This window comes from Telluria sp. RT2P19 (assembly GCF_059685725.1).
In genome coordinates, this window is the sequence record NZ_JCASIL010000002.1 from 420,772 (window position 1) to 445,397 (window position 24,626).

Here is a 24,626-nt window from a genome sequence, read left to right on the forward strand (position 1 = left end):
CCGGCTCGCGCCGACGGGGCTTTTTCACGTGGGTTTCAACGCCGGATGATCAACGTCCGTCGCGGTCGAAGTCGCCCGGAATCGCGCGCTCGACGCGGTGCCAGCCGGCGCGGGTCGCCGACTTGGCCTGTTCCCACTTCAGGCGCGAATTGCCCTTCGAGCGTTCCCATTCGCCGGCCAGGTGGCCCTCGTTGGCATCGTAGCCGCCGTCGTATTTGCCGTAGCTGTTGTAGCCCAGCGCATAGGCCGGCGCATAGTCGTCATAGGTGTAGCCCGGCGAGTAGTAAGGCTGGGTCTGGTACTGGTTGCGCCAGTACTCGTTTTCCTCGTGCGGATTGACCATGTGGCCGACGCCCTTGCCGGCCGCGCCGCCCGCCAGGGCGCCGATCGCAGCGCCCGCCGCCACGCCCAGTGGACCGGCCGCCGCGCCGATCACCGCACCCGCGGTGGCGCCGCCGCCAGCACCCACGCCCTGCGCCAGGTTATGGTCATGCAGCTCGTCGTCGACCTTCGGATTGACCACTTCGCCCGCACCGCGGCCCGCCGCGCCGCCGGCCAGGCCGCCGACCACCGCGCCCGCCGCCATCCCGATCGGGCCGCCCACGGCGCCGATCGCGGCACCCGCGGCCGCGCCGCCGCCGGCGCCCACGCCCTTGGCCAGGTGGTGTTCGGCCAGGTCGTCGCCGGCCTTCGGATTGACCACTTCACCCACGCCCTTGCCGGCGATGCCGCCGGCCACGCCACCCACCACGGCGCCGGTCACGGTGCCGATGGGACCAGCGACGGTGCCGACCGTGGCGCCCAGCGCCGCGCCGCCGGCGATGCCCAGGCCGGCGCCGATCACGTGCGAACCGCCCTGCTTGGTCCAGTTTTCCTGGATGTGGGCCGCGTCTTCGTCGGAACGGGCGTTCACGCCCATCAGGATGCCGCCGCCCTTGATGCCTTCTTCATAGTGCTTGGCGCGTTCTTCCGGGATGCCGGCGCCGATCAGCGCGCCGATCAGGCCACCCGTGATGCCGCCGGCGCCGGCGCCGGCCAGGGCCGCGGCCAGGGGCCCTGCAACCACCACGCCCAGGCCCGGCAGCACCAGGGTCGTGCCGACCGCGGCGATACCGGCCAGCACGGCGCCGATGGTGCCGCCAATGCCTGCGCCGATGCCTGCGCCTTCGGCCGCCTTGCTACCGAGTTCCGTATCCTTGTCGGCGAAGTGGGTCTGGCGGGTGGTATCCGACATCATCAGGTTGACGTCGTCGCGGGTGTAGCCGCGATCGGACACGGTGCCGTAGGCGCGTTCGGCGCTGGCGCGGTCGGGGAACAGGCCGGTAACCATGCGCTGGTTCTGGTTCTGACGATCGGTGTCGTAGCTGCTCATGGAAATTTCCTTTGTGTGCGGGTAATCGGGTGGCCAGACGCTGTCTGATGGCGCTGCCGTGAGCATTTACCTTATGCCCATCAGCTCTACGGCTCTGTTCGATGACGCACGGTCGGGGACAGTACCGCCACTTGTGAATGTGCGGCGACCGGTCGTGCGAACGGCAATGCAAAAACGCTATCCAACGTGAGTTGCCGCACCGACTTGATGGGAGTGCACCTCTAGACTTTTTCCCATGGTCACGGCAATTGTTGGGCCTGGGGGTATGTCTTTTTACTTGAGGAGGAAGCAACCATGTTATTCATCATCTGGATCGTCGTCGGCGGTATCCTGGGCTGGCTTGCCAGCATGGTCATGAAGACCGACGCAGAGCAAGGCATCATTCTTAACGTCGTTGTTGGTATCGTCGGCGCCTTCCTGGGCGGCTGGCTGCTGTCGCCGCTGTTCGGTAGCGGCACCATCAATTCGGACGACTTCAGCGTCGCTTCGCTCCTGGTCTCGTTCCTGGGCGCTGTCATCCTGCTGGCCATCGTGAACCTGCTCCGCCGCGGTCGCGTTCGTTAATGCGAACGAAACGTCACTCGTAAAAACCAACGCCGCGTGCGTTGGTTTTTTTTCCTCTGTGGTTTTATTGATGAGCCCAAAAATGTTCTGGACAGTGTTGATCACGATTGCCGCGACGCTGGTGCTGGGCGTACTCGCGCTCAATTTCATGCCGAGCGAAAAACAGATCGAGCGGCAGCTGACAAGGCAGTACGACACCCATGACCCGCAATTCCGCCGCTCGATGGGCGTGCTGCTGGGTCCCCCTATTCTCGAAGGCAACAAGATCGAGGCGCTGATCAACGGCGACCAGATCTTCCCGGCCATGCTCGCCGCGATCCGCCAGGCAGAAAAATCGATCACGCTGGAAACCTATATCTACTGGTCGGAGTCGATCGGCACCGAATTCTCCGAGGCGCTGTCCGAACGCGCCCGCGCCGGCGTGAAAGTGCACGTCATGCTCGACTTCATGGGCAGCATGAAGATGGACAACGCACTGGTCGACGAGATGAAGAAGGCCGGCGTGCGCGTGCAGCGTTACCACAAGCCGGTCTGGTGGAAGCTGGCGCGCATGAACAACCGCACCCACCGCAAGCTGCTTGTCATCGACGGCAAGATCGGCTTCACGGGCGGGGTCGGCATCGCCGACCAGTGGCGCGGCAATGCCGAAGATGAAAATCACTGGCGCGACAGCCACTTCCGTGTGGAAGGCCCGGTAGTCGGCCAGATCCAGGCGGTGTTCAACGACAACTGGACCAAGGCCACCGGTGGAGTGCTCGACGGTCCCGATTACTTTCCGGCGCTGGAGCCGAAGGGCACGATGCCGGCCCAGATGTTCTCGAGCTCGCCGACCGGCGGCAGCGAGAGCATGCACCTGATGTACCTGATGTCGATCACCGCCGCGCGCGAGACGATCGACCTGTCGGCGGCGTACTTCGTGCCGGACGACCTGACCATCCGTACCCTGATCGCGGCCGCCAAGCGCGGCGTGCGGGTACGCCTGATCACGCCGGGCGAGATCATCGATTCCGACCTGGTCAAGGCCGCCTCGCGCGACCGCTGGCCAGAGCTGCTCGACGCCGGCGTGCAGATCTCGGAATACAAGCCGACCATGTATCACGTGAAAACGCTCATCGTCGACAAGCTGCTGGTCTCGGTCGGCTCGACCAACTTCGACAACCGCTCGTTCAGCATCAACGACGAAGCCAACCTGAACGTGATGGACGAAGCGTTCGCCGCGCAGATGAGCGAGATCTACGAACAGGACTGGGCACGCGCGACGCCGGTGACCGAGCACAAGTTTGCAAAACGGTCGCTGTGGAAACGCTTTACCACGTGGGCAGCATCCTTGGTGCAGACGCAGCTGTAGTAAACACGGTGGATCCGTAAAAAAAGGGTTTTTGATTGCGTGGCCGAAATAGCGGTTGACGATCCATCACGGGATTAACGATACTCATGGACGCACTTCAGTGTCTCCCTTCCCAACCAGATCAAAAGCGCATGAAAAAGACCCTTCTCTCGCTCGCCATCCTGAGCAGCTTCGCCGCCCACGCGGACGAAGGCATGTGGATGCCACAACAGCTGCCGCAAGTCGCCAAGCAACTGAAAGCCGCCGGCCTCAAGCTGGATCCGGCCAACCTGACCAAGCTGACCGAGTTCCCGATGGGCGCGATCGTCAGCCTGGGCGGCTGCTCGGCATCCTTCGTGTCGCCACAAGGCCTGGTGGTCACCAACCACCACTGCGTCTACAACAGCATCGCCGTCAACTCGACCCCGGAACGCGACCTGCTGAAGAACGGCTTCCTGGCCAAGACCATGGCCGAGGAACTGCCGGCCTCGCCAGGCAGCCGCATCTACGTCACCGACGAAGTGACGAATGTGAGCAACCAGGTCATCACCCCCGAGGTCGCCAAGCTGACCGGCAAGGCCCGCATCGACGCCATCGAGAAGAACCAGAAGAACCTGGTGGCGGCCTGCGAACAGGAAGCCGGATACCGCTGCACCGTGGCCAGCTACTACGGCGGCCTGGAGTTCTACCGCCTGAAGCAGCTCGAGATCCGCGACGTGCGCCTGGTGCACGCGCCGGCCGAAGGCGTCGGCAAGTTCGGCGGCGATACCGACAACTGGATGTGGCCGCGCCACACCGGCGACTACGGCTTCTACCGCGCCTACGTGAGCCCGGACGGCAAATCGGCCGAGTTCTCGAAGGACAACGTGCCGTACAAGCCGAAGCACACCATCAAGATCGCCAAGGACCACGCCAAGGAAGGCGACTTCGTGATGGTGCTGGGCTACCCTGGCCGCACCAACCGCCACCGCCTGCCGTCCGAAGTGGCCTTCACCTTCGACTGGAACTACCCGGCGTTCGTGCAGGCATCTGGCGAGACCCTGGCCATCATCGACCGTGAAACCAAGAACGACCCGGCGGCGCGCCTGAAGTACGCTGGCCAGATCGCGGGTGTGAACAACTACTACAAGAACCGCAAGGGCATGCTGGTCTCGTACCAGGGCAGCGATTTCTTGCAGCGCAAGACCGCCGAGCACAATGCACTGAAGGCCTGGGTGAATGCCGACGCGTCGCGCAAGGCGCAGTACGGCGCCGACATCGAAGCGGCCGAGAAGCTGATCGCCGAGCGCGACGCCGGGACGAAAAAAGGCTTCTTCCTGACCTATTCGCAGCCGAAGTTCCTGAGCTCGGCGCGCACCCTGTACCGCCTGGCCAATGAACGCGCCAAGCCGGACGCCGAGCGCAAGACCGGCTACCAGGAGCGCGACCTGCCGCGCCTGACTTCGGTCATCGAAGGCCAGGACCGTACCTACGACGAGAAGGTCGACAAGGCGCTGGTGCTGAACTTCCTGAAGCAGTACAACGCACAGCCGGCCGCCGAGCATGACGCGGCGTTCGACGCCGCGCTGGGCGTCAAGCCGGGCATGAGCGACGCCGAACTGAAGTCGGCGCTGGACCGCATCTATGCCGGTTCCAAGCTGGCCAGCAAAGAAGAGCGCACCGCCTGGCTCAAGAAGTCGCCGGCCGATTTCAAGGCATCGAGCGACAGCTTCATCAAGGCCGCGGTCGCGATGTACGACGCCGACATCAAGGATGAAGAAAAAGGCGAGGAGTCGGCCGGCAAGATCCAGCAAGCCTATGGCAACTACATGAAGGCCAAGATCGCCTACATGAACAGCCGTGGCCAGGCTGTCTACCCGGACGCCAACAGCACGCTGCGCGTCACCTTCGGCAAGATCGCCGGCCGCGCGGTCGGCGCCGACGGCACCACCGGCTGGACCGCCTTCACCACCGTGTCGGGCGTGACCGCCAAGCACACCGGCGAAGGCGAATTCGATGCGCCGGGCAACCAGCTGGCCGCGATCCAGGCGAAGAACTTCGGCAAGTATGCCGATCCGAAGCTCAAGACCCTGCCGGTCAACTTCCTGGCGACGCTGGACATCACCGGCGGCAACTCGGGTTCGGCCGCGCTGAACGCCAAGGGTGAGCTGATCGGCCTGGCCTTCGACGGCACCCTGGATTCGATCATCTCGGACTGGGACTTCAACAACACCATGACGCGTTCGATCCAGGTCGATACCCGCTACATGCTGTGGAATATGAAGGAAGTGGACAAGGCGGATAACCTGCTGAAAGAGATGAACGCGCTGTAATCGTTCCTGCTCCACCGAAGGCCGCGCCACCGCAAGGGGCGCGGCCTTTTTTACCGCGTTTCGTACCGCCTGCTCCCCTGTTTCGACTGCCTGTCCCGTGCGCCGCGACGGCGGGAGCTCCACTCGCTACACTGGATTCAAACGATTTCGGGAGAGCGCGATGAAAACGACCCTGATAGGCTGCCTGGCCGCGCTGGGCATGCTGTGCGGGAGCGCCGCGGCGCAGGACGGCGCGGCCGAGAAAAACCTGGCCGGCGCCCGCGCCGCGGTCGCAGACCTGCAGCGCATCGTGGCCCCGCACGGCGTACAGGAGTCGTACAAGACCCGCATCGGCGACATCGACCAATGGATCAATGTGCGCGGCCAGGACCGCGCCAATCCCATGATCCTGTTCGTGCACGGCGGCCCGGCCTCGCCCATCGTGCCGACCATGTGGCAGTTCCAGCGTCCGATCGAGGAATATTTCACGGTCGCCAACTACGACCAGCGCGGCGCCGGCAAGACCTATGGCGAGGCCGATCCCGCCATCGTCGGCGAGACGATCCACATCGCACGCTACGTCGACGACCTGATCGAGGTGGCCGAACACCTGCGCGGCCGCTATGGCAAGCAGAAGCTGGTGCTGATGGCGCACAGCTGGGGCACCGTGATCTCGATGGCGGCGTCCTTGAAGCGTCCCGACCTGTTCCACGCCTACGTCGGCATCGGCCAGGTGATCAGCACGCGCGAGAACGAACGCATCAGCTTCGAGTACGCGCTGGAACAGGCCCGTATCCACGGCGACAAGGCCGCGTTGAAGGAACTGCAGGCGATCGCACCGTATCCCGGCGACCAGCCGATCACGCGCGCGCGCATCGTGGCGGCGCGCAAGTGGCCGCAGCACTACGGGGGCTTGTCAGCCTACCGCAGCGAATCGACGTATTTCTTCAAGGGTCCGCTGCTGTCGCCCGACTACACGATGGACCAGGTGAAGGCCATCGACGCCGGCAGCCTGCTCACGCTGGGCCGGCTGCTGCCGGAATTCGTCGAAGTCGACTATACAAAGGTGACCGAGTTTCCCATCCCGGTCGTGATGTTCCTGGGCCGGCACGACTACACGACGCCGACCGCGCCGACCGAGTCCTGGCTGGCGCGGGTCAAGGCGCCGTCGAAGCGGGCGGTATGGTTCGAGCGCTCGGCCCATATGGCGCCGTGGGAAGAGCCGGGCAAGACCCTGGTCAGCCTGCTGAAGTACGTGCGGCCGCTGGCGCAGTAGACGCCATCATCGCCGCCAGCTCGGTCGCAACCTGCAGGCCCAGCGCATGGATATGGAAGCCGTCGACGAAGCCATGGTGGGCCTGCACCGAGAACGGCAATACGAGCTTGCCGTCGGCGCCATCGCGGAAGCGTCCCCACGCCAGCGACGGAATATCGGAACGGCCGACGCGGGTGGTCGGATGCTGGATCGAGGTGAACTCGAGCCACGGGATGCAGGTAACGAAGACCTGGTCCTTGGCGGCGCGCGGCGACAAGGTGGCATAGCGCTGGTTCAAGCCGGTCATTCCCATCGCTTCGGCCCCCGCCGCGCGGCCGCGCGCGACGAATTCACGCAGGTCGTCCGACCAGTCGAAGGTCGCGAAATTGAGGTCGTCGTTCTGGTTCTTGACGGTGAACGATGGAATCAGGCGCTCGATGCGGATCACTTCGTCGTCGAAGATCCGATAGCGGAAGTTCTCGACCTTGAGCACCGAGCGCAGCACCGCGCACAGCAGCACGTGGAACGGCGCCAGGCCCTGCGCCTTGCACCATGGCCGAAAATCGGGCAACTCGAGCGGGAAGCACAGGTTGACCGACGGGCTGTCCATGCCGTCGAACAGCGCGAAGCGGTCGCGCCGCTGTTCGAACTTTTCCATCTTACTTCGCCTTGTTCAGGCGGCTGTTGCGCATGCCGTAGGCGAAATAGGCCACGACCGCCACCGCCATCCAAATGAAGAACACGCGGAAGGTCGCCTCCGACAGGTCTTTCATGATGTACAGGCAGGCCAGCACCGACAGGCCCGGCACCACATAGGGACCGAACGGCACGCGAAAGCCCGGTGGCGCATCCACGCCCTGGCGCTTGCGGATCACCGGCACCGCGATCGACACCACCATGAAGGCGGTCAGGGTGCCCATGCTCACCATGTCCCACAAGAAGGTGGAGTCGACGCTGCCCGCCACCAGGCCCACCACCACGCACACGATCATGGTGTTCTTGACCGGCGCCTGGGTGCGCTTGCTCACCTTCTGGAATACCTGCGGGATCAGGCCGTCGCGACTGATCGCGTACAGGATACGAGTCTGGCCATAGATCGTCACCAGGGTCACCGAGAACACCGACACCACCGCGCCGGCCGACAGCACCAGGGCCGGCCAGGCCTGGCCGGTCACGTTCTGCAGGATCACCGACAGGCCGGCCTGCTGGCCTTCGAACATATGGGCCGGCTGGGCGCCCATGGCGGCCACCGCGACCAGCATGTAGAACACGGTCACGATGATCAGCGCCGCCAGGATCCCGATCGGCACGTTGCGGCGCGGGTCCTTGACCTCTTCGCCAGCGGTGGCGATGGTGTCCAGGCCGATGAAGGAGAAGAACACGGTGCCGGCGGCGGCGGTCACGCCGGCCATGCCGGCATAGCCCGAGGCTTCGTTCATGTTGAAGAAGGGCTGGAAGTTGTTGGCGTCGAAGCCGGTGAAGGCGATCGCCGCGAAGAACACCAGGATCGCCAGCTTGATGATCACCATGATGGCGTTGGTGGTGGCCGATTCCCTGGCGCCGCGCACCAGCAGCAGGCCGCACAGGATCACCAGCAGGATCGGCGGCAGGTTGATGTTCCCCGGATGGAAAGTGACGTTATGGTGGTCCGAGACGAACATCGGCGAACGCAGTTGCTCCGGTATCTGCCAGTTGAAGGCGTTGAGCAGGAAGTTGTTCAGGTAGTCGGACCAGCCGATCGAAGTCGCACTGGCGGCCAGCCCGTATTCGAGCAGCAGGCAGGCTGCGACGATGAAGGCCGCGAATTCGCCGACGGTGGCGTAGGCGAACGAATATGAGGAACCCGAGGCCGGCACGCGGCCCGCCAGTTCGGCGTAGCACAATGCCGTCAGGCCGGCCGTCAGCGCGGCCAGCAGGAAGGACAGCACGACCGCCGGACCGGCCTTCGGCACTGCTTCCACCATCGTGAAGAAGATGCCGGTGCCGATCGTGGCGCCGACGCCGATCATGGTCAGGGGGAACAGGCCGAGCGAGCGATGCAGGCCGGGCAAGGCGCCGGCGACGCCGACGCTGGCGGTTTCCTCATGGTGGGGTGCTGCCGATTTGGTACGTAACAGCTTCTGGCCCAGGGTTTGATTCACGGCGAGTCCTTCGGTGCGCGGTAGTGATCGCGGCTCGCAGCCGCAGCTCAACAGTCTCAAAATGAAGGAGCGATTATAGGGGACTCCGCCTCCCTCGCAATAAATAGTTTAAATAAGGTGCATTCGCAAAGCATCTTTGATAGAATCTCTTCCGTTGACATATCGTTGCCCCCGAGCGAAGAACATCCGGCGGGCTTTTTTCAGCAACAAAACATGCTTTCCAATTGCATCTATTGAGGATCTCCATGATTTCCACTGCCTCCCGCCCATACATCGACGCCTCGGTTCCCGTTTTGCGCGAGCACGGTTCGGCCATCACGACCACCTTCTACGCCAATATGTTCAAGGCCCACCCGGAACTGACCAACCTGTTCAATATGGGTAACCAGGCCAGCGGCGTGCAGCAGCAGTCGCTCGCGTCGGCGCTATTCGCCTACGCGGCCAATATCGACAATGCCGCGGCCCTCGGCCCGGTGGTGAACCGCATCGTGCACAAGCACGTGTCGGTGGGCCTGACCGCCGCCCATTACCCGATCGTCGGCTTCCACCTGCTGGGCGCGATCAAGTCGACCCTGGGCGACGCCGCCGTCGAACCGCTGATGAAGGCCTGGGAAGAAGCCTATGGCTCGCTGGCCAAGGTGTTCATCGACGCCGAAGCCAAGCTGTATGCGGACGCCGGCATCGAGGCGGGTTACCTGCGTCCGATGCGCGTCACCGAAGTCGTCCGCCAAAGCAAGAACGTGCTGTCGATCCGCTTCGTGCCGCACGATGGCGAGCCGCTGGCGCCGTTCAAGGCCGGCCAGTACGTGAGCGTGGAAGCGATCTTCGACGACGGGTTCCGCCAGCTGCGCCAGTACAGCCTGTCGGACGCGCACGGCATCGACTCGATGCGCATCTCGGTCAAGCGCGAAGAAGGCAACCAGAATATCCCGGCCGGCGCCGTGTCGAACTGGCTGCACCGTAACGTGGAAGTGGGCGACATCCTGCAGGTGAGCCATCCGTTCGGCGATTTTTTGCCGGATACCGAATCGAGCGAGCCGGTGGTGCTGCTGTCGGCCGGCGTGGGGATCACCCCGATGATCGGCGCCCTGAACCGCATCGCCCTGGTCAACCCGCAGCGCCGCGTGATCTTCGCGCACGCCGCGCGCAACGCCGAGCATCACCCGCACCAGGCCGACATTGCCGCCGCCAAGGCGCGCATGCCGCACCTGGAGGTGGTGAGCTTCCATGAACAAGGCGATGCGCCGGACACCCTGCCCGGTTTCATGGACCTGGCGCGCCTGCCGAAGTGGCCGCGCAGCGAGACCAATGTCTATATGTGCGGCCCGCTGCCGTTCATGCAGGCGCAGTGGAACGCGCTGCTCGAAGACGGCGCCCCGGCCAGCCGCATCCACCGCGAGGTGTTCGGTCCCGACCTGCTGGACAACCTGTTGTAACCGGCCTTAATCAAGCAGGTGCACCCGGTCGCCAGTGATGTTGCGCTGCGCCGGGTGGCCATAGACACGGATGCCGCCAGAGCCCGAGGTGCGGGCGAACAGCGACTGCTTGACGGTGGCGCGGATGCCGCCCGAACCACTCGCGCCGAGGTCAGCGTCCTGTGTCTTCAGGTCGGCCAGGTCGATACTGGCCGACCCACTCACGCGCGCGCTCAGCGAGCGCACCACGCCGCTGGCGTCGAGCGAGCTCGATCCGCTCAGCTCCATGCGCGCATGGTCGCCATTCACCTGCCCCAGACGCGCACGGCTCGATCCCGACAGGGTCGCATCGAGGCCGTCGGCCTGCAGCCTGGTCGCATCGAGCAGGCCGGAGCCGCTGGAACGCGCATTCAGGCTGCCGACTTTCCCACTCAGGCGTACTTCGGACGAACCGCTTTTCCTCACATCGAGCGGCGCGCCATTCAGGTCGCTCACTTCCACCCGGGTGGCGCCGGAAGCGCGCACTTCGGAAAGGCGCGGCACCGTGTAGACGATGCGCAGCGGGGTCTTGCTGCGCAGGCTCTTTTCCGAGTAGATCCGCAAGGTGTCGCCCTGGGTCTCGGTGCGGATCAGCGCCAGCAGGTTGCTGTCCGCCTCCACCACCAGCGACGGCGCGGGGCCGACGCGCACCTCGACCGGCAGCGAGCCGCTCACGTCCAGCGCAGGCAGGGCGCCGATCGCACGCTGGTCGCGCGCGGCCACGCCGTCACCCTCCTTCGCATCGCTGCTCCACGCGGTATGCACGCGGGTATCGCCGTCGCCAGGGGCGACGATGATGGCGCAGCCGGTCAAGGCGGCAAGGGAAGCGACTGAGGCAAGGGCGATGAAGGTACGCATGGCAGTCCAATCAGGTTGTTGTTCGAGTGATGGCACTCTAACAAGCTCCCTGTCCCGCCACCATCTGCATGCGACGAAGTGCAATAACGCCGCGCTGGAATGCAAGAACGCGGCGCGAGTGGATCAGCGCTGGCCCAGCCTGGTGTCTCCGAACAAGGCCTTGTGCTCGCGCGGCTGCGAGCGCCAGTACTGCGGCGGGGCGACCACGTGGTCACCCAGTTCGGCCGCCGCATGCCATGGCCAGCGCGGGTCGTACAGCATGGCGCGCGCCAGGCCGATGACGTCGGCCTGGTCCTGCTGCAGCATCTCCTCGGCCTGGCGCGCCTCGGTGATCAGGCCCACGCCGATGGTCGGCAGGCCCGTCTCGCGCTTGATGCGCTCGGCGAATTCGATCTGGTAGCCCGGTCCCAGCGGGATCTGCTGCAAGGGCGAGATGCCGCCGGTCGAGACGTGGATGAAATCGCAGCCCTGCTCCTTGAGCGCGCGGGCGAAGCGCACGCTTTGCTCCAGGTCCCAGCCGCCGTCGACCCAGTCGGTGGCCGAGATGCGCATCCCGACCGTCATCCCCGGCACGGCCGCACGCACGGCGGCGAGCACCTCGAGCGGGAAGCGCATGCGGTTCTCCAGCGAGCCGCCGTACTCGTCGTCACGCTGGTTGGCCAGCGCGGACAGGAACTGGTGCAGCAGATAGCCATGGGCGCCGTGCAGCTCGATCGCATCCAAGCCCAGCGCACGGGCGCGGCGGGCGGCGGCCACGAAGGCGTCTTTCACACGCACGAGGCCCGCGGCGTCCAGCGCCAGCGGCACGGTCTCGCCTTCGGCGTGCGGCACGCTGGACGGCGCCTCGGTCTGCCAGCCGCGCGGCTGGTCGGGCGGGATGTTGGCGCCACCCTGCCACGGTACCTCGCTCGATGCCTTGCGGCCGGCGTGGGCCAGCTGGACGGCGACCTTGATCGGGGAATGGCGGCGGATCGCGGCGATGACCGGCTCCAGGGCCTTGGCGTGGTCCTCGGACCACAGGCCCAGGTCATCCGGCGAGATGCGGCCTTCGGGCACGACGGCCGTGGCTTCGATGATCAGAAGCGCGGCGCCGGACAGGGCCAGGTTGCCGAGGTGGATCATGTGCCAGTCGGTGGGCAGGCCGTCGACGGCCGAGTACTGGCACATCGGCGCGATGGCGATGCGGTTGGACAGCTCGAGTGTGCCCAGGGAATAGGGAGAAAACAGCTTGCTCATGGTGCCTCCTGCGTTTCAAGGAGGTTCAGTCTAGCCCGCCGGCCGGATTCCTGCAGACGGCAAAAGAGCGAGCCGAGGCCCGCTCTTGCCTAATTGATGCGCACCACCATGATCCCGGCGCGCAAGCCTACCCGCACATCGGGGTTCGGGAACACGACCAGTTCCTCGTCGTGCTTCACCGAATACACCGTATCGCCGTCGGAAGCGATTACCTCGCCCCGCTTCATCGGCGTGAAGTTCCACGTCTCGCGGCCCACGCGCATGCTGAACGCATCGGACAGCTTCGTGATCGACTGCGCCGTCGCGAACACATGCGGCGCGGCCTTGGCTCCACCGGCAGGCTCGCCGCGCAGAAGGCGCTCCAGCGCTGACGAGGCATCGGCAAACTGCGACAAGTCATTCTGCCCCAGCGTGCCGACCCGCCCCAGCTCGACCGTGCTGCCGGCCGCGCCCAGGTGTTCACAGGTGAAATAACTATAGGTGCCGGCCGACGCCGGATTCATGATGACGGCCTGGATGCCGGCTTCGCCCAGCCAGTCGACCAGGCTGTTGCGCGCCGTGTCCTCGATCAGCTCGGGCACGATCGCGAACATCGGGTAGTGCGAAGGCCGGATCGCCGTGTGCAGGTCGAAGTGCCAGCGCTGCGGCCCACTGCCTTCGAAGAAGGCGCGCGTGGCCTCGATCAGCACGTCGGCGCGGCCCGCCTCGAACGTGCCGGCCAGCGAACCGCGTTCAAGACGGAACATCCGGTTCAGGTCCGCGTCGACGAAGCGCTTGCCGAGCCGGATCGCATCGATGTTCCCGACGCACAGCATCAGGTCCACCGCCAGTGCTTGCGCAGTGCGCGACAAGCTCTCCACCAGCCAGGCGACCATTTCGATCGGCCCGGTCTCGTCGCCATGCACGCCGACCGAGACCAGCACGCTGGGTCGCTTGGCGTCAGGTGTCGCCGCCTTCACGGTCAGCACGCCGGACGCCAGCTGCGCGACCGCGAAGCCGGCGTCCTGGAAGCGCTGCGCGACCGAGGCGAAATCCGCCTCGGCCAGCGCGCGCACTGCTTCAGGCAATGCGCTCACGACTCAGGCCGCCAGGCGTTCTGGGTTCAGGCCTTCCGACAGGGCCCACACGTCCAGCATCGCCTGCTCCAGGTCGGCCGGCTGGGTGAAGCCGGTAAGGCCGCGCGCAGCCATCACTTCCTCGACCGCCGCTTCCATATTGCCGCCACTGCCGCCAGCGCGCTCGATCACCTGCAGCAGCAGGCGTTGCTGGGCGCGGCGCAGCGACTGCAGCGCATAGTTGCGCAGCTGTTCCTGCGACTTGCTCTGCGCCGGCAGCTTCAGGCCCAGTTCCAGGGTGTCGATACCGACCTTCTGGCGCAGCACGGTGCCGATCTGCAGGAACTGCAGCAGGGTCATGCCAGCTGGTCGCTGCACCGACACGGCAGCGAACAGGAAGGACGCCTGCGACTCGATGATCTCGACCGCCTTCCAGGCTGCCGCGAACGGCACCGGCAGGCCGGTGTGGCCGTCGGCTTCCGAACGGATCTGCGGCGCCTGGCTCTGGTCGGCCTCGGCGAACAGGGTCGACAGTTCCTTGAGGCCTTCCGAATTGGCCGGCAGCGACAGCACGCCTTCGACCGTGGCGCGCAGCATGGCGCGGCTGCGGTTGTCGACCGCGACCGACACGTCGCGCGGCACCACCAGGGCGTCATGGTCGAGCGCCTCGAATACCGGCGCCAGGTGCAGCGCCGCCCAGCCGCGGGCCCAGGCCTTGACCACTTCGGTTTCGTCGATGCGGTGTTCCAGCGCCAGGTCGCGCAGCATCAGCGGGCCGCAGCGGTTGACCGCCTCATTGGCCAGCACGGTGGCCAGGATGGTATTGGCCAGCGGGTGATCCAGCGGATCACGGGTAGCGACCAGCTGGGCCGGGAAGTAAGGTCGCAGCAGCGAATCGGCCCACGTTTCGTCCGTCAGCGGCAAGGCTGCCAGGGTGCGCTTGAAGCGATTCTTGACGTTGGCGATGACCACCGCCAGTTCCGGCGCCGTCAGGCCCAGGCCGAGCGACTTGCGGCGCTGCAGTTCTACGTCCGTCGGCAATTGCTCCAGCTCGCGCGAGACCGCGCCTTCGGCTTCCAGGTTACCGATCAGGGCGATGTAGCCGTCGACCACCGCGCTATTGGCCTGCGCCTGCACCTCGCGCGTCAGCAGGTGGGTCTGCAGCGTATTGTCGCGCAGGACCAGGCGCTCGATCTCGCCCGTCATCTCGTTCAGGATACGGTTACGGTCGCCCTCCGGCAGCTTGCCGGCGTTGACTTCGGTGTCGAGCCAGATCTTGACGTTGACCTCGTGATCCGAGCAATCCACGCCGGCCGAGTTGTCGATCGCATCGGTGAAGATGCGGCCACCAGCCAGCGCGAATTCGATACGGCCAGCCTGGGTCGCGCCCAGGTTGCCGCCCTCGGCCACCACCTTGCAGCGCAGTTCACTGCCGTCGACGCGGATGCCGTCGTTGGCGCGGTCCTTCACTTGCGCGTGGGTCTCGGTCGAGGCCTTGATATAGGTGCCGATGCCGCCGTTGTAGAACAGGTCGACCGGCGCCTTGACGATGCGGTGCATCAGTTCCTGCGGGCTCAAGGAGGTTTCGTCGATGCCCAGCACTTCGCGGATCTGCGGCGACAGCTCGATCGAGCGGGCATTGCGCGGATACACGCCGCCGCCCGCCGAGATCAGGCTCTTGTCATAATCTTCCCACGACGAGCGCGGCAGCGCGAACATGCGCGCGCGTTCCTTGAACGACACTTCGACGTCCGGCGTCGGGTCCAGGAAGATATGGCGATGGTCGAATGCCGCCACCAGCTTCAGCTGGCGCGACAGCAGCACGCCGTTGCCGAACACGTCGCCCGACATATCGCCCACGCCGACCATGGTGATCGGGTTGTTGGCCAGGTCGTGGCCCAGTTCGTAGAAGTGGCGCTTGACCGCTTCGAACGCGCCCTTGGCGGTGATGCCCATCTTCTTGTGGTCGTAGCCGTTCGAGCCGCCCGACGCGAAGGCGTCGCCCAGCCAGAAGCCGCGCTCCACCGCGATGCTGTTGGCGATGTCGGAGAAGGTCGCGGTGCCCTTGTCGGCAGCCACCACCAGGTAAGGATCGTCCTGGTCATGGCGCGCGGTGGCCGGCGGCGGGACGATCTCGCCCTGCACGCGGTTGTCGGTCACTTCCAGCAGGCTGGCGATGAACAGGCGATAGCATGCCTCGCCTTCGGCCGCCACCACTTCGCGCGGGGCGCCGGCGGGCATCTGCTTGCATACGAAGCCGCCCTTCGAGCCGGCCGGAACGATGACGGCGTTCTTGACCATCTGCGCCTTGACCAGGCCCAGCACCTCGGTGCGGTAGTCTTCCATGCGGTCCGACCAGCGCAGGCCGCCGCGGGCGACCGGGCCGCCGCGCAGGTGCACGCCCTCGAAGCGGCGCGAGAACACATAGATCTCGCGGTAAGGACGCGGTTCCGGCGCCAGCGCCAGGTTGCTGGTGTCGACCTTGAAGATGATCTTCTCGCCGCTGTTCTGGAAGTAGTTGGTGCGCACGGTGGCCAGCGCCATGTCGACCAGGGCGCCCATGATCTCTTCGGTATCGGCGTGGTTCACGCTCGGCAGGCCGGTCTTGAGGGTGGCCAGCCTGGTGCTGCCCTGGTTGCGCTGCTCTTCGCCCAGGGCGGGGTCGAAGCGCTCGAGGAAGCCGGCAACGAATTCCTTCACCAGCGCAGGCTGGGTGCGCAGCGTTTCGGCCATGTAGCGCACCGAGAACTTGGAGCCGAGCTGGCGCCAGTAGCTGATATAGGCGCGCAGCAGTTGCACTTCGCGCAGCGACAGGCCGCCTTCGATGGTCAGCCCGTTCATGCGGCCGTCCTCGGCCTCGTCGTTGAACAGGGCGCTGAACAGTTCTTCGGCGACGTTGGCGATGCCCGGCTTGGCCAGCTTGGCCGCGCTCTCGGCGTCGACCGTCAGCGCGGTCACGTAGCGGCGCACGCCATCCAGCCCGGTGTGGCGGTAGGTCTGCTCGCGGTCGACCGCGATGCCGGCATTCTGCAGCGCCGGCAGGATGCGCGACAGCGACGGCACGGTCTCGCTCGAGTACAGGCGGATCGAGGCGCCGGCGGCGTCATCGTTCTCGATGCGCGCGGTCACGCGGTCCGGACGGCACTTGGTCAGCAACGCATGCACGTCGCGGAAAGCGGTTTCCGGCGCGGTCGCGGTGACGAAGTTGACCGGCAGGGTCGGCACGATCTTGCGCATCAGGCTGCGCTGGCGGCTTTCGTCGACCGAGTTGATCAACTCGGCGAAGCGGTCATGCCAGCCATCGAGCACGCCCAGCAGCGGACGCTGGATGTCGCTTTCCAGGTCGAGCGGGTAGCGCGCGGCGTGGGCGGTCAGGTAGACGCGCGCCAGCGGGCCATCGGCCACCAGGGTCTGGACGTCGACGTCGCGCGCGCCCGAGCTTTCCTTGAGGGCGGCGGCCAGGCTGGCCGCCACAGCGGCGCTGAAGCGCTCGCGCGGCAGGTAGACCAGCACGTTCAGGTGGCGCTGGTAGACGTCGCGCCGCGCGAACACCTTCGCGCGCGGCTGCTTGTACAGCGAGACCACGGCGCCGCACACTTCGGCCAGCCATTCCGGCTCGGCTTCCAGCGCTTCGGTGCGCGGCAGCGACTCGAGGATCTCGATGAACTTCTCGGCGCGGAAGCCTTCCTGGCGCACGCCGGCGATGGAAAGCACGCGCGCCACGCGGCCGCGCGCGAACGGCAGGCGCGCCAGCGGGGTCGAGGTGGCGGCGCGGGTGAACAGGCCGATGAAGCAGTGCTCGCCCAGGATCTTGCCTTGCGCGTCCAGGTCGCGCACGCCGATGAAGTCCAGCGGCGCATCGCGGTGCAGCGTACCGGCGACGTCGGCTTTCACGATCGACAGGTTCTCGGCGCGCAGCGACAAGGTCTCGAAGTCGCCCGGGATGCTGGCCAGGCAGGTGCCGTAGACCGGGTGCGCGGTGTCCTTCAGCACACCGATGCGGCTCGGGATATCGCGTTCGAGTTCGCGCGCGCCCGGCTTGACGACGTAGTAGGCGTAGCCGAACGGCTCATAGCCCTCGTTCTTGGCCCATTCGAGGAAGGCGGCGACTTCCTGGCCTTCCGGAGTGCCGGCGGCGGCCGCCGCCGCCGCCACGGCGGTCATGCGGTCGCCCATGGCGACGGCGTCGCGCTGCACGGTGGCGGCGTCGTTGGCGACCATGCGCAGGCGCGCGGTCAGCTTGTCCAGTTCTTCGAATTGCAGTTCGTCGTTCAGCAGGCACAGGACGATCGATTCCAGCGGGCTGCCGGCTTCGCCCACGCCGACCGCGACACCCTGGCCGTCACGGCGCACCGGCAGCACGGCGTTCATCACGCCGGCGGCGGTGATGCGCTCGCGGCGCAGGGCCATCACGAAGGAGTCGACCAGGTAGGGACGGTCGTCGTTCAGAATCAAGAGTGCGGTGGCGGTGCCGCCGCGGCCGTCCGAATAGCGCATGGTCGCGACCTGGGCGCCGGGGCCGGTACGCTGCACCAGTTGCGAGAATCCCTCGACCAGCACCGGCGCCAGGCTTTGCGGTGCGGTGCCGGCCAGGTCTTCGTCGTCGAGCGATCCGAGCCAGGCGGCGATCAGGGCATTGACCTGCGCGCTGTTGGCGGATTGGTTTGCGCCGACCAGGGCGAGCGTCTGGTTGCGCAAATCGTTGGGCATGTCTTTCATCTTGCTTCTCCAAAGTTGTGTGCCTGGTGCGCCGTCGGCTCGTGGCCCGGCGCCGCCCTGCTTTATATGGACAGGGATCTCCCGTCCGAATACTACATCGTTACCAGTCGTACAGCCCCGGCAAGCCGAGGATGCGAGTGAGTTCTTCGAGTGCCGCCGCGCATTCGAGCGCCAGTTGCGGGTCGGCCAGGTCTTGCGGCTCGACGCGGTCGCGGTAATGGCGCTCGACCCAGGCCGCCAGCTGCGCATACAGGACCTCGGTCATGATCACGCCCTGGTGCATGGCGGCTGCCTCCTCGTCGGTCAGCACCACGCGCAGGCGCAGGCAGGCAGGCCCGCCGCCATTGCGCATGCTCTGGCGCAGGTCGAATTCGACCAGCTCGTCGATCGGGCCGCCGCCGGCGACCAGGTCGGCCAGGTAGCTGGAGACCGCGGCGTTCTCGCGGCATTCGTGCGGCACCACCAGCGCCATGCGCCCGTCAGGCTTGGTCAGCAGCTGGCTATTGAACAGGTAGCTGGCGACGGCGTCGGCCACCGGCACCTGGCTGCTGGCCACGCGCACCGCTTGCAAATCGGTGTCGACGCCGGCCAGCGCGCGCCGCAGCGCATCCAGCGTGCCCGCTTCGTCGGCGAAGGCCTGGTCGTGATAGAACAGCACGTTGCCGTTGCCGACCGAGATCACGTCGTTGTGGAACACGCCCTGGTCGATCACGTCCGGATTCTGCGCGGCGAACACGGTGCGCGCCGGGTCCAGGCCATGCAGGCGGGCGACCGCCTGTGACGCTTCCAGCGTCTGGCGCGCCGGGTATTTCTTCGGCGCCGGCGCCGATGGATCGAATTCGACCCGTCCATACACAAAGAACTCGACGCCGGCGGCGCCATGGCTGGCGGCAAGGCGTGTGTGGTTGGCGGCGCCTTCGTCGGCGAAAGCCGGCACCGACGGCAAGGTGTCGTGCACGACGAAGCGATTGCTGTCGGCGAAGATCGCGCGCAGGGTACGGGTTGCCTGCAGGTGCTCTTCCGAGCGGTGCAGCTTGTTGTTCAGGTTGGCGGCGGTGAAGTGCACGCGGCCGTCGAGCGAGTCGGCCGACGGGCTCACGGTGCCGGCGTTGGCCGTCCACATCGGCGCGGCCGACCAGGCGCACGCCAGGATCACGGGCGCGTCGCGGTAGGCGCGCGCCAGGACGTCGGCGTCGGTGCCCGAGAAACCCAGGCTGCGCAGCAGGCGGAAGTTCGGCCGTGCCTGCGGCGGCATTACCGCCTGGGCGAAGCCGCGCGCGGCCAGCTCGCGCATCTTGGCCAGGCCCTGCAGGGCGGCCTGGCGCGGATTCGAGGCCGCGCGCACATTGTTGAACGAGGCGACGTTGCCGAACGAGAGGCCGGCGTAGTTGTGCGACGGGCCGACCAGGCCGTCGAAGTTGAATTCGCGGGCGTCACGCATCGTTACGCTTCCTTTCCAGGAAACGTCAGGCCGGGCGACAGCCTGGCCGGCATCTCGAGTTCCGAAGTCTCGATCGACGCCACCGGATAGGCGCAGTAGTCGGCCGCATAATAGGCGCTCGGGCGATGGTTGCCCGACTTGCCGACGCCGCCGAACGGCGCCGAGCTGGCCGCGCCGGTCGTCGGGCGGTTCCAGTTGACGATGCCGGCGCGGGCGCGCACGGAAAAACGTGACCACAGTTCCCGGCTCGGCGACAGCAATGCCGAGGCCAGGCCGAATTCGGTGGCGTTGGCCACGCGCAGGGCCTCGTCGAAGTCTTTCACGCGGATCACCTGCAGCAGCGGGCCGAACCACTCTTCATCGGGGATGCCTTGCGCGTCGGTAGTATCGACGATGCCGGCCGTGACAAAGCCGGCGTCGGTATCGAGCTGGCGCATCTGCAGCAGGATCTTGCCGCCCCTCGTCGCCATATCGGCTTGCGCCTGCACCAGGCGGGCGGCGACGGCGCTCGACACGACAGGTCCCATGAACGGCTGCGGCTGGGCGTTCGACGGCCCGACCTGCAGGTTCGACGCCACTTCCACCAGGCGTGCCAGGAAAGCCTGGCCGGCCGCGTTATCCTGGATCACCAGGCGGCGCGCGCAGGTGCAGCGCTGGCCGGCCGAGATGAAGGCCGACATTACGGTGTGATGGACGGCGGCGTCGATGTCTTCGACGTCCCAGACGACCAATGGATTATTGCCGCCCATTTCCAGCGCCAGCATCTTGCCCGGCTGCCCGCCGAACTGCTTGTGCAGGGCCGCGCCGGTCTGGCTGCTGCCGGTGAACAGCACGCCATCGATCAGCGGCTCCTGGCCCAGCGCGATGCCGGTCTCGCGGCCGCCATTGACCAGGTTGAGCACGCCCTTTGGCAGGCCGGCTTTTACCCACAGTTCGACGGTCTTCACCGCGGTGCGCGGCGCGTACTCGCTCGGCTTGAACACGACGGTGTTCCCGGCGATGAGCGCCGGCACGATGTGGCCGTTCGGCAGGTGACCGGGGAAGTTGTACGGGCCGTAGACCGCGAACACGCCGTGCGGACGGTGGCGCAGCATGGCATTGCCGTCGGCGACCTTGCTGGCCGTCTCGCCGGTGCGCGCGCCGTACGACTGGACCGAGATATCGATCTTGTTGGCCATGGTGGCGACTTCTGTACGCGCTTCCCACAATGGCTTGCCGACTTCTTCGGCGATCGTTGCCGCCAGCTCCTCGGCGTTTTCCTTCAGCAGGTCGCGAAAGCGCGTGGCGACCGCGATGCGTTCGTCGAGCGGGCGCAGGGCCCAGGCTTCAAAGCTGTCGCGCGCGGCCGTGGCGGCACGGGCGACATCTTCCGCCGTGGATTCATTGCTGGTCCAGGTCTGGCGGCCCGTCGACGGGTCGATGGTGGCCAGTTCGCGGCCGCTGCCGGCGAGCCACTCGCCATTGATGTAGTTCGAAAGATTAGCCATGGGAAGTCTTCCTGGTATTGAGTGTCAGGGTCCGCACGTTGTCGCCCGCGCTGCAGCGCAGCTGCTCCAGCTCGTCGGGGGTCAAGGCCACGCTGGTGGCGCCCGGCACCGCGCGGGTCAGGATCATCCGGAAATCATCGAGGCGAGTGTTCGACACCAGCATGTGCTCGGTGTCAGGCGCGGCTTCCCCGACCGGCAGCCCTTCGGCCGCCACTGCCAGCACGCTGTCGCGCACCGCACGCAGTTCGGACACGCGGCCTTGCAGTACCGGGCCGGCGTCAAAAATGTCGACATACCCCTCGTAGTGCATGCCTTCCTGTTCAAGCAGGCGGCGCGCCGGCTGGGTCGAGGTGTGGACCTTGCCGATCACCTCGACCGCCAATGGCGGCAGGTAGTCGACATACAGCGGCTGGCGCGGCATCAGTTCGGCGATGAAGGACTTCTTGCCGATCGCGGTCAGGCCGTCGACGTGGTTGAAGTCCATCTTGAAGAAGTGACGGCCCAGGCCCTCGTAGAAGGGCGAGTCGCCCGCTTCGTCCTGGTAGCCGCGCATCTCGGCGATGATTTTTTCGGTGAACAGGTGCTGGAACTGGGCGATGAACAGGAAGCGGCTCTTGGACAGCCACTTGCCGTTGAAGCCGGCGCGGTACTGCGGCAGCAGGAACAGCGAGCACAGTTCGGTCGACCCGGTGAGGTCGTTCGACAGGTACAGCGTCTCCATCCGGGTGAACACGTTCAGCTCACGGCTGCAGTGGACCAGGGTGCCGATGCGGTAGTTGTAGAACGGCTCGGTGAGGCCGACCGCACCCTTGATTGCGCACACGCCGGCGATGCTGCCGTCTTCGGTATGCTCGAGCACGAACATGTAGTCGCGCTTTTCGGGCGCGATGGTCTCGGCGAACGAGGCCTCGGACGTGGCCAGGCGCTGGCCCAGCATCTCGGGATCGGGTTTCAGGGTGGTCATGCCGCTGCCGGCCTGGCGCGCCATCTCGATCAGGGCGTCCAGGTCGGACAATTTGGCGGAGCGGATCACGAGCATGCGGGTTCTCCCTGGATGCGCACGCACACGACTTCGTCGCCCGGCGCCACGCCCAGCGCCAGCTGGACGTCGCGCGGCAGCGCGATGGTGTGCGCATGTTCGATCGGCGCCGAGCGCACGGTCACGGCGCGAAAGCCGTTGTCGATGGTGGCCACGGCGTAGTCGACTGGCGCCACGTCCGGCGCAGAATCGGGCCCTGCACCCACGCGCAGCCTGTGCGAGGCGCAGAACGAGCGCAGCGCGTTTCTGTGCGCCTGCAGGATCGGGGCGCCATCGAAGATGTCGATGTATTCGTCGGCCTCGAAGCCTTCTTGCGCCAGCAGGTCGAAGGCCATCTGGCCGCCCGGATGGATCTGGCCCAGCGCGGCCTGGGCGTCGCCCGGCAGCAGCGGCACGTAGACCGGATAGTGCGGCATGAGCTCGACGATCAGCGTGCGGTTGCGGGCGCCCTCGATCAGGCGCTCGGCTTCCAGGAAGTCCATCTTGAAGAACTTGCGGCCCAGGGCGTTCCAGAACGGCGACTGGCCATCAGGGTCGAGACGGCCGGCCAGCGGCACGAAGAAGCGGTCGCCGAAGCGGTGCGGCGCCAGCATCGCGTACAGCAGGCGCGCGCGCGACAGCAGCGCGGCCTCGACACCGGCGCTGTCGCGGTGGCGCACGAAGAAGCCCGACAGCTGCGAATACGCGGTCAGCTCCGAGCACAGCGTCAGCGCATGCACGCTGTGGCTGATGTTGAGGTCGCGCGAGACCTGCTGGATCACGTCGTTGCGGAAAGCGAAGTACGTGCCGTTCGAGCCGGCAGAAGCGTGGATCATGGCGGTGCCGACCACGTCGCGCGAGCGCAGGTCTTCCAGCACGAACAGATAGGTTTCCTCGCTCGGGATATCAACCTGGGCCGCGAACGACGCGATCGAACGCTCGACCGCCGCAACCATGCCTTCGCGCGTGCGGGGCAGCGTGTGCACGCCCGGCATCGAGATGGCCGCCATCGCCTCGAGAGCGCCGATATCGGCGCGGTCTACCGGACGAACAACATACATGTGTACTCCCTATTGACGCAGGATGGGGGACAATGCGGGCGGCCGGCCACGCCCCCTGGAGGGGCGGGCCGGCCGCGACCGGTGATTGAAGATCAGGCGTTGGCGAATTCCGCCAGCGCCGCGCGCATCAGGCGGTCTGCTTCAAGGATCTGCTCGTCCGACACCACCAGCGCGGGCGCCAGGCGCACGACGTCGGGACCTGCGATCAGCAGCATCAGGCCGAGCTTCTCGCACAGCTTGGTATAGTCCTTCGAACGGCCCTTGTAGGCGTCGGCCATCGGCAGGCCGATGAGCAGGCCCATGCCGCGCGGCTGGCCGAACACGTTCGGATGGTCGGCCGCCAGTTGCTGCAGATTGGCCATGATCCTGGCGCTGGCTTCCTTGACGCGGCTCAGGAAGGCCGGCTGGTTGATGAGTTCCAGGACCTTCAGGCCGACGCTCGAGGCCAGCGGGTTGCCGCCATAGGTGGTGCCGTGGGTGCCGACGGCCAGGTACTGGGCGATCTCGGTGGTGGTCAGCATGGCGCCGATCGGGTAACCGTTGCCCAGCGCCTTGGCCGAGGTCAGCACGTCAGGCACCACGCCCATCTGTTCGTAGGCGAACAGCGTGCCGGTGCGGCCCATGCCCGACTGCACTTCATCGAACACCAGCAGCGCGCCGGTCTGGTCGCAGATCTCGCGCAGCGCCTTCAGGTAGTCGGGATTGCCCGGGATGACGCCGCCTTCGCCCTGGATCGGTTCGACGATCACGGCGGCGACGTCGTCGGTGATGGCGGCGCGCGCCGCGTCGATGTCGTTGTACGGGATGTGGGAGAGGTCTTGCGGCAGCGGCTCGAAGCCTTCGGTATACTTCGGCTGGCCGCCGACCGAGACGGTGAACAGGGTGCGGCCGTGGAACGACGACAGGCAGGACACGATGCGCGACTTGTGCGGGCCGAACTTGCCGTGCGCGTACTTGCGCGCCAGCTTCAGGGCCGCCTCGTTGGCTTCGGCGCCCGAGTTGCAGAAGAAGGCGCGCTCGGCGAAGGTCGCGTCGATCAGGGCCGAGGCCAGGCGCAGCACCGGCTCGTTGGTGTAGCCGTTACCGATGTGCCACAGGGTGTTCAACTGCTTGGTCAGCGCTTCGTTCACTTGCGGATTGGCGTGGCCCAGGGCGGTGACGGCGATGCCCGAGGTGAAGTCGAGGTAGTGCTTGCCTTCCTGGTCCCACAGGTCGAGGCCCGACGCGCGCACCGGCACCATCGCGGCCGGGGCGTAGGTGGGGACCAGGACCTCGTCGAAAGTCTGACGGCTCACCGGCAGCATGGCGATACCCGAATCAAGCTGTGCGTTCATGGCTTCTTCCTCA

Annotated in this window: 17 protein-coding genes; 5 read left to right on the top strand and 12 right to left on the bottom strand. The window is 66.3% G+C overall.

Going from position 1 to position 24,626, the window contains the following annotated elements; genetic code table 11:
* Window positions 1–49: 49 nt before the first annotated feature.
* A complete protein-coding gene (locus AC56KW_RS04080) occupies window positions 50–1,372 on the bottom strand; it encodes a hypothetical protein (RefSeq protein WP_497169440.1) in 1,323 nt (440 codons plus the stop codon).
* Between the two features lie 294 nt (window positions 1,373–1,666).
* Between AC56KW_RS04080 and AC56KW_RS04085 the strand changes: the two genes are divergently transcribed.
* From AC56KW_RS04085 to AC56KW_RS04100, 4 genes are all read left to right on the top strand, one after another.
* Entirely contained in the window at window positions 1,667–1,936 is a 270-nt protein-coding gene (locus tag AC56KW_RS04085) for a GlsB/YeaQ/YmgE family stress response membrane protein (RefSeq protein ID WP_137174542.1), read from the top strand.
* A gap of 82 nt (window positions 1,937–2,018) precedes the next feature.
* A complete protein-coding gene (gene cls / locus AC56KW_RS04090) occupies window positions 2,019–3,284 on the top strand; it encodes a cardiolipin synthase (RefSeq protein WP_497169441.1) in 1,266 nt (421 codons plus the stop codon).
* A gap of 131 nt (window positions 3,285–3,415) precedes the next feature.
* Window positions 3,416–5,575 carry a S46 family peptidase gene (locus AC56KW_RS04095; RefSeq protein ID WP_497169442.1) on the top strand — a complete coding sequence of 720 codons (2,160 nt, stop codon included), beginning with the start codon at window positions 3,416–3,418 and terminating at the stop codon, window positions 5,573–5,575.
* Window positions 5,576–5,735: 160 nt separating this feature from the next.
* Window positions 5,736–6,830, top strand: a complete 1,095-nt coding sequence (locus AC56KW_RS04100) for an alpha/beta fold hydrolase (protein ID WP_497169443.1) — start codon at window positions 5,736–5,738, stop codon at window positions 6,828–6,830.
* On the opposite strand, the gene AC56KW_RS04105 is transcribed toward AC56KW_RS04100, so the two are convergent.
* A complete protein-coding gene (locus AC56KW_RS04105; RefSeq protein WP_497169444.1) occupies window positions 6,793–7,467 on the bottom strand; it encodes a CatA-like O-acetyltransferase in 675 nt (224 codons plus the stop codon). The genes AC56KW_RS04100 and AC56KW_RS04105 overlap by 38 nt on opposite strands.
* 1 nt (window position 7,468) lies before the next feature.
* Window positions 7,469–8,950 carry an APC family permease gene (locus tag AC56KW_RS04110; RefSeq protein WP_497169445.1) on the bottom strand — a complete coding sequence of 494 codons (1,482 nt, stop codon included), beginning with the start codon at window positions 8,948–8,950 and terminating at the stop codon, window positions 7,469–7,471.
* A 245-nt stretch (window positions 8,951–9,195) separates the two neighbouring features.
* Between AC56KW_RS04110 and AC56KW_RS04115 the strand changes: the two genes are divergently transcribed.
* Complete coding sequence (locus tag AC56KW_RS04115; RefSeq protein WP_497169446.1) at window positions 9,196–10,386, top strand: globin domain-containing protein; 1,191 nt, start codon at window positions 9,196–9,198, stop codon at window positions 10,384–10,386.
* Between the two features lie 6 nt (window positions 10,387–10,392).
* On the opposite strand, the gene AC56KW_RS04120 is transcribed toward AC56KW_RS04115, so the two are convergent.
* The 9 genes from AC56KW_RS04120 to AC56KW_RS04160 form a co-directional block, all read right to left on the bottom strand.
* Complete coding sequence (locus AC56KW_RS04120; RefSeq protein ID WP_497169447.1) at window positions 10,393–11,262, bottom strand: head GIN domain-containing protein; 870 nt, start codon at window positions 11,260–11,262, stop codon at window positions 10,393–10,395.
* A 123-nt stretch (window positions 11,263–11,385) separates the two neighbouring features.
* Window positions 11,386–12,498, bottom strand: coding sequence for an NADH:flavin oxidoreductase/NADH oxidase (locus AC56KW_RS04125; protein ID WP_497169448.1), 1,113 nt, complete (start codon window positions 12,496–12,498; stop codon window positions 11,386–11,388).
* 89 nt (window positions 12,499–12,587) lie between these two features.
* Window positions 12,588–13,574 (bottom strand): succinylglutamate desuccinylase, encoded by a 987-nt coding sequence (locus AC56KW_RS04130; protein WP_497169449.1) that lies wholly within the window; start codon window positions 13,572–13,574, stop codon window positions 12,588–12,590.
* A 3-nt stretch (window positions 13,575–13,577) separates the two neighbouring features.
* Window positions 13,578–18,272, bottom strand: coding sequence for an NAD-glutamate dehydrogenase domain-containing protein (locus AC56KW_RS04135; RefSeq protein ID WP_497169450.1), 4,695 nt, complete (start codon window positions 18,270–18,272; stop codon window positions 13,578–13,580).
* A gap of 100 nt (window positions 18,273–18,372) precedes the next feature.
* A complete protein-coding gene (gene astB / locus AC56KW_RS04140) occupies window positions 18,373–19,713 on the bottom strand; it encodes an N-succinylarginine dihydrolase (RefSeq protein WP_497169451.1) in 1,341 nt (446 codons plus the stop codon).
* A 2-nt stretch (window positions 19,714–19,715) separates the two neighbouring features.
* On the bottom strand, window positions 19,716–21,200 hold the full coding sequence (gene astD / locus AC56KW_RS04145; protein WP_497169452.1) for a succinylglutamate-semialdehyde dehydrogenase: 1,485 nt from the start codon (window positions 21,198–21,200) through the stop codon (window positions 19,716–19,718).
* Window positions 21,193–22,239: an arginine N-succinyltransferase gene (gene astA / locus AC56KW_RS04150; protein ID WP_497169453.1), complete on the bottom strand. Its 1,047-nt coding sequence runs from the start codon at window positions 22,237–22,239 to the stop codon at window positions 21,193–21,195. Before astA ends, astD begins: the two co-directional genes overlap by 8 nt.
* Window positions 22,230–23,279, bottom strand: a complete 1,050-nt coding sequence (locus AC56KW_RS04155; protein ID WP_497169454.1) for an arginine N-succinyltransferase — start codon at window positions 23,277–23,279, stop codon at window positions 22,230–22,232. The genes astA and AC56KW_RS04155 overlap by 10 nt, the downstream gene beginning before the upstream one ends.
* A gap of 92 nt (window positions 23,280–23,371) precedes the next feature.
* Complete coding sequence (locus tag AC56KW_RS04160) at window positions 23,372–24,613, bottom strand: acetylornithine/succinyldiaminopimelate transaminase (RefSeq protein ID WP_497169455.1); 1,242 nt, start codon at window positions 24,611–24,613, stop codon at window positions 23,372–23,374.
* Window positions 24,614–24,626: the final 13 nt, after the last annotated feature.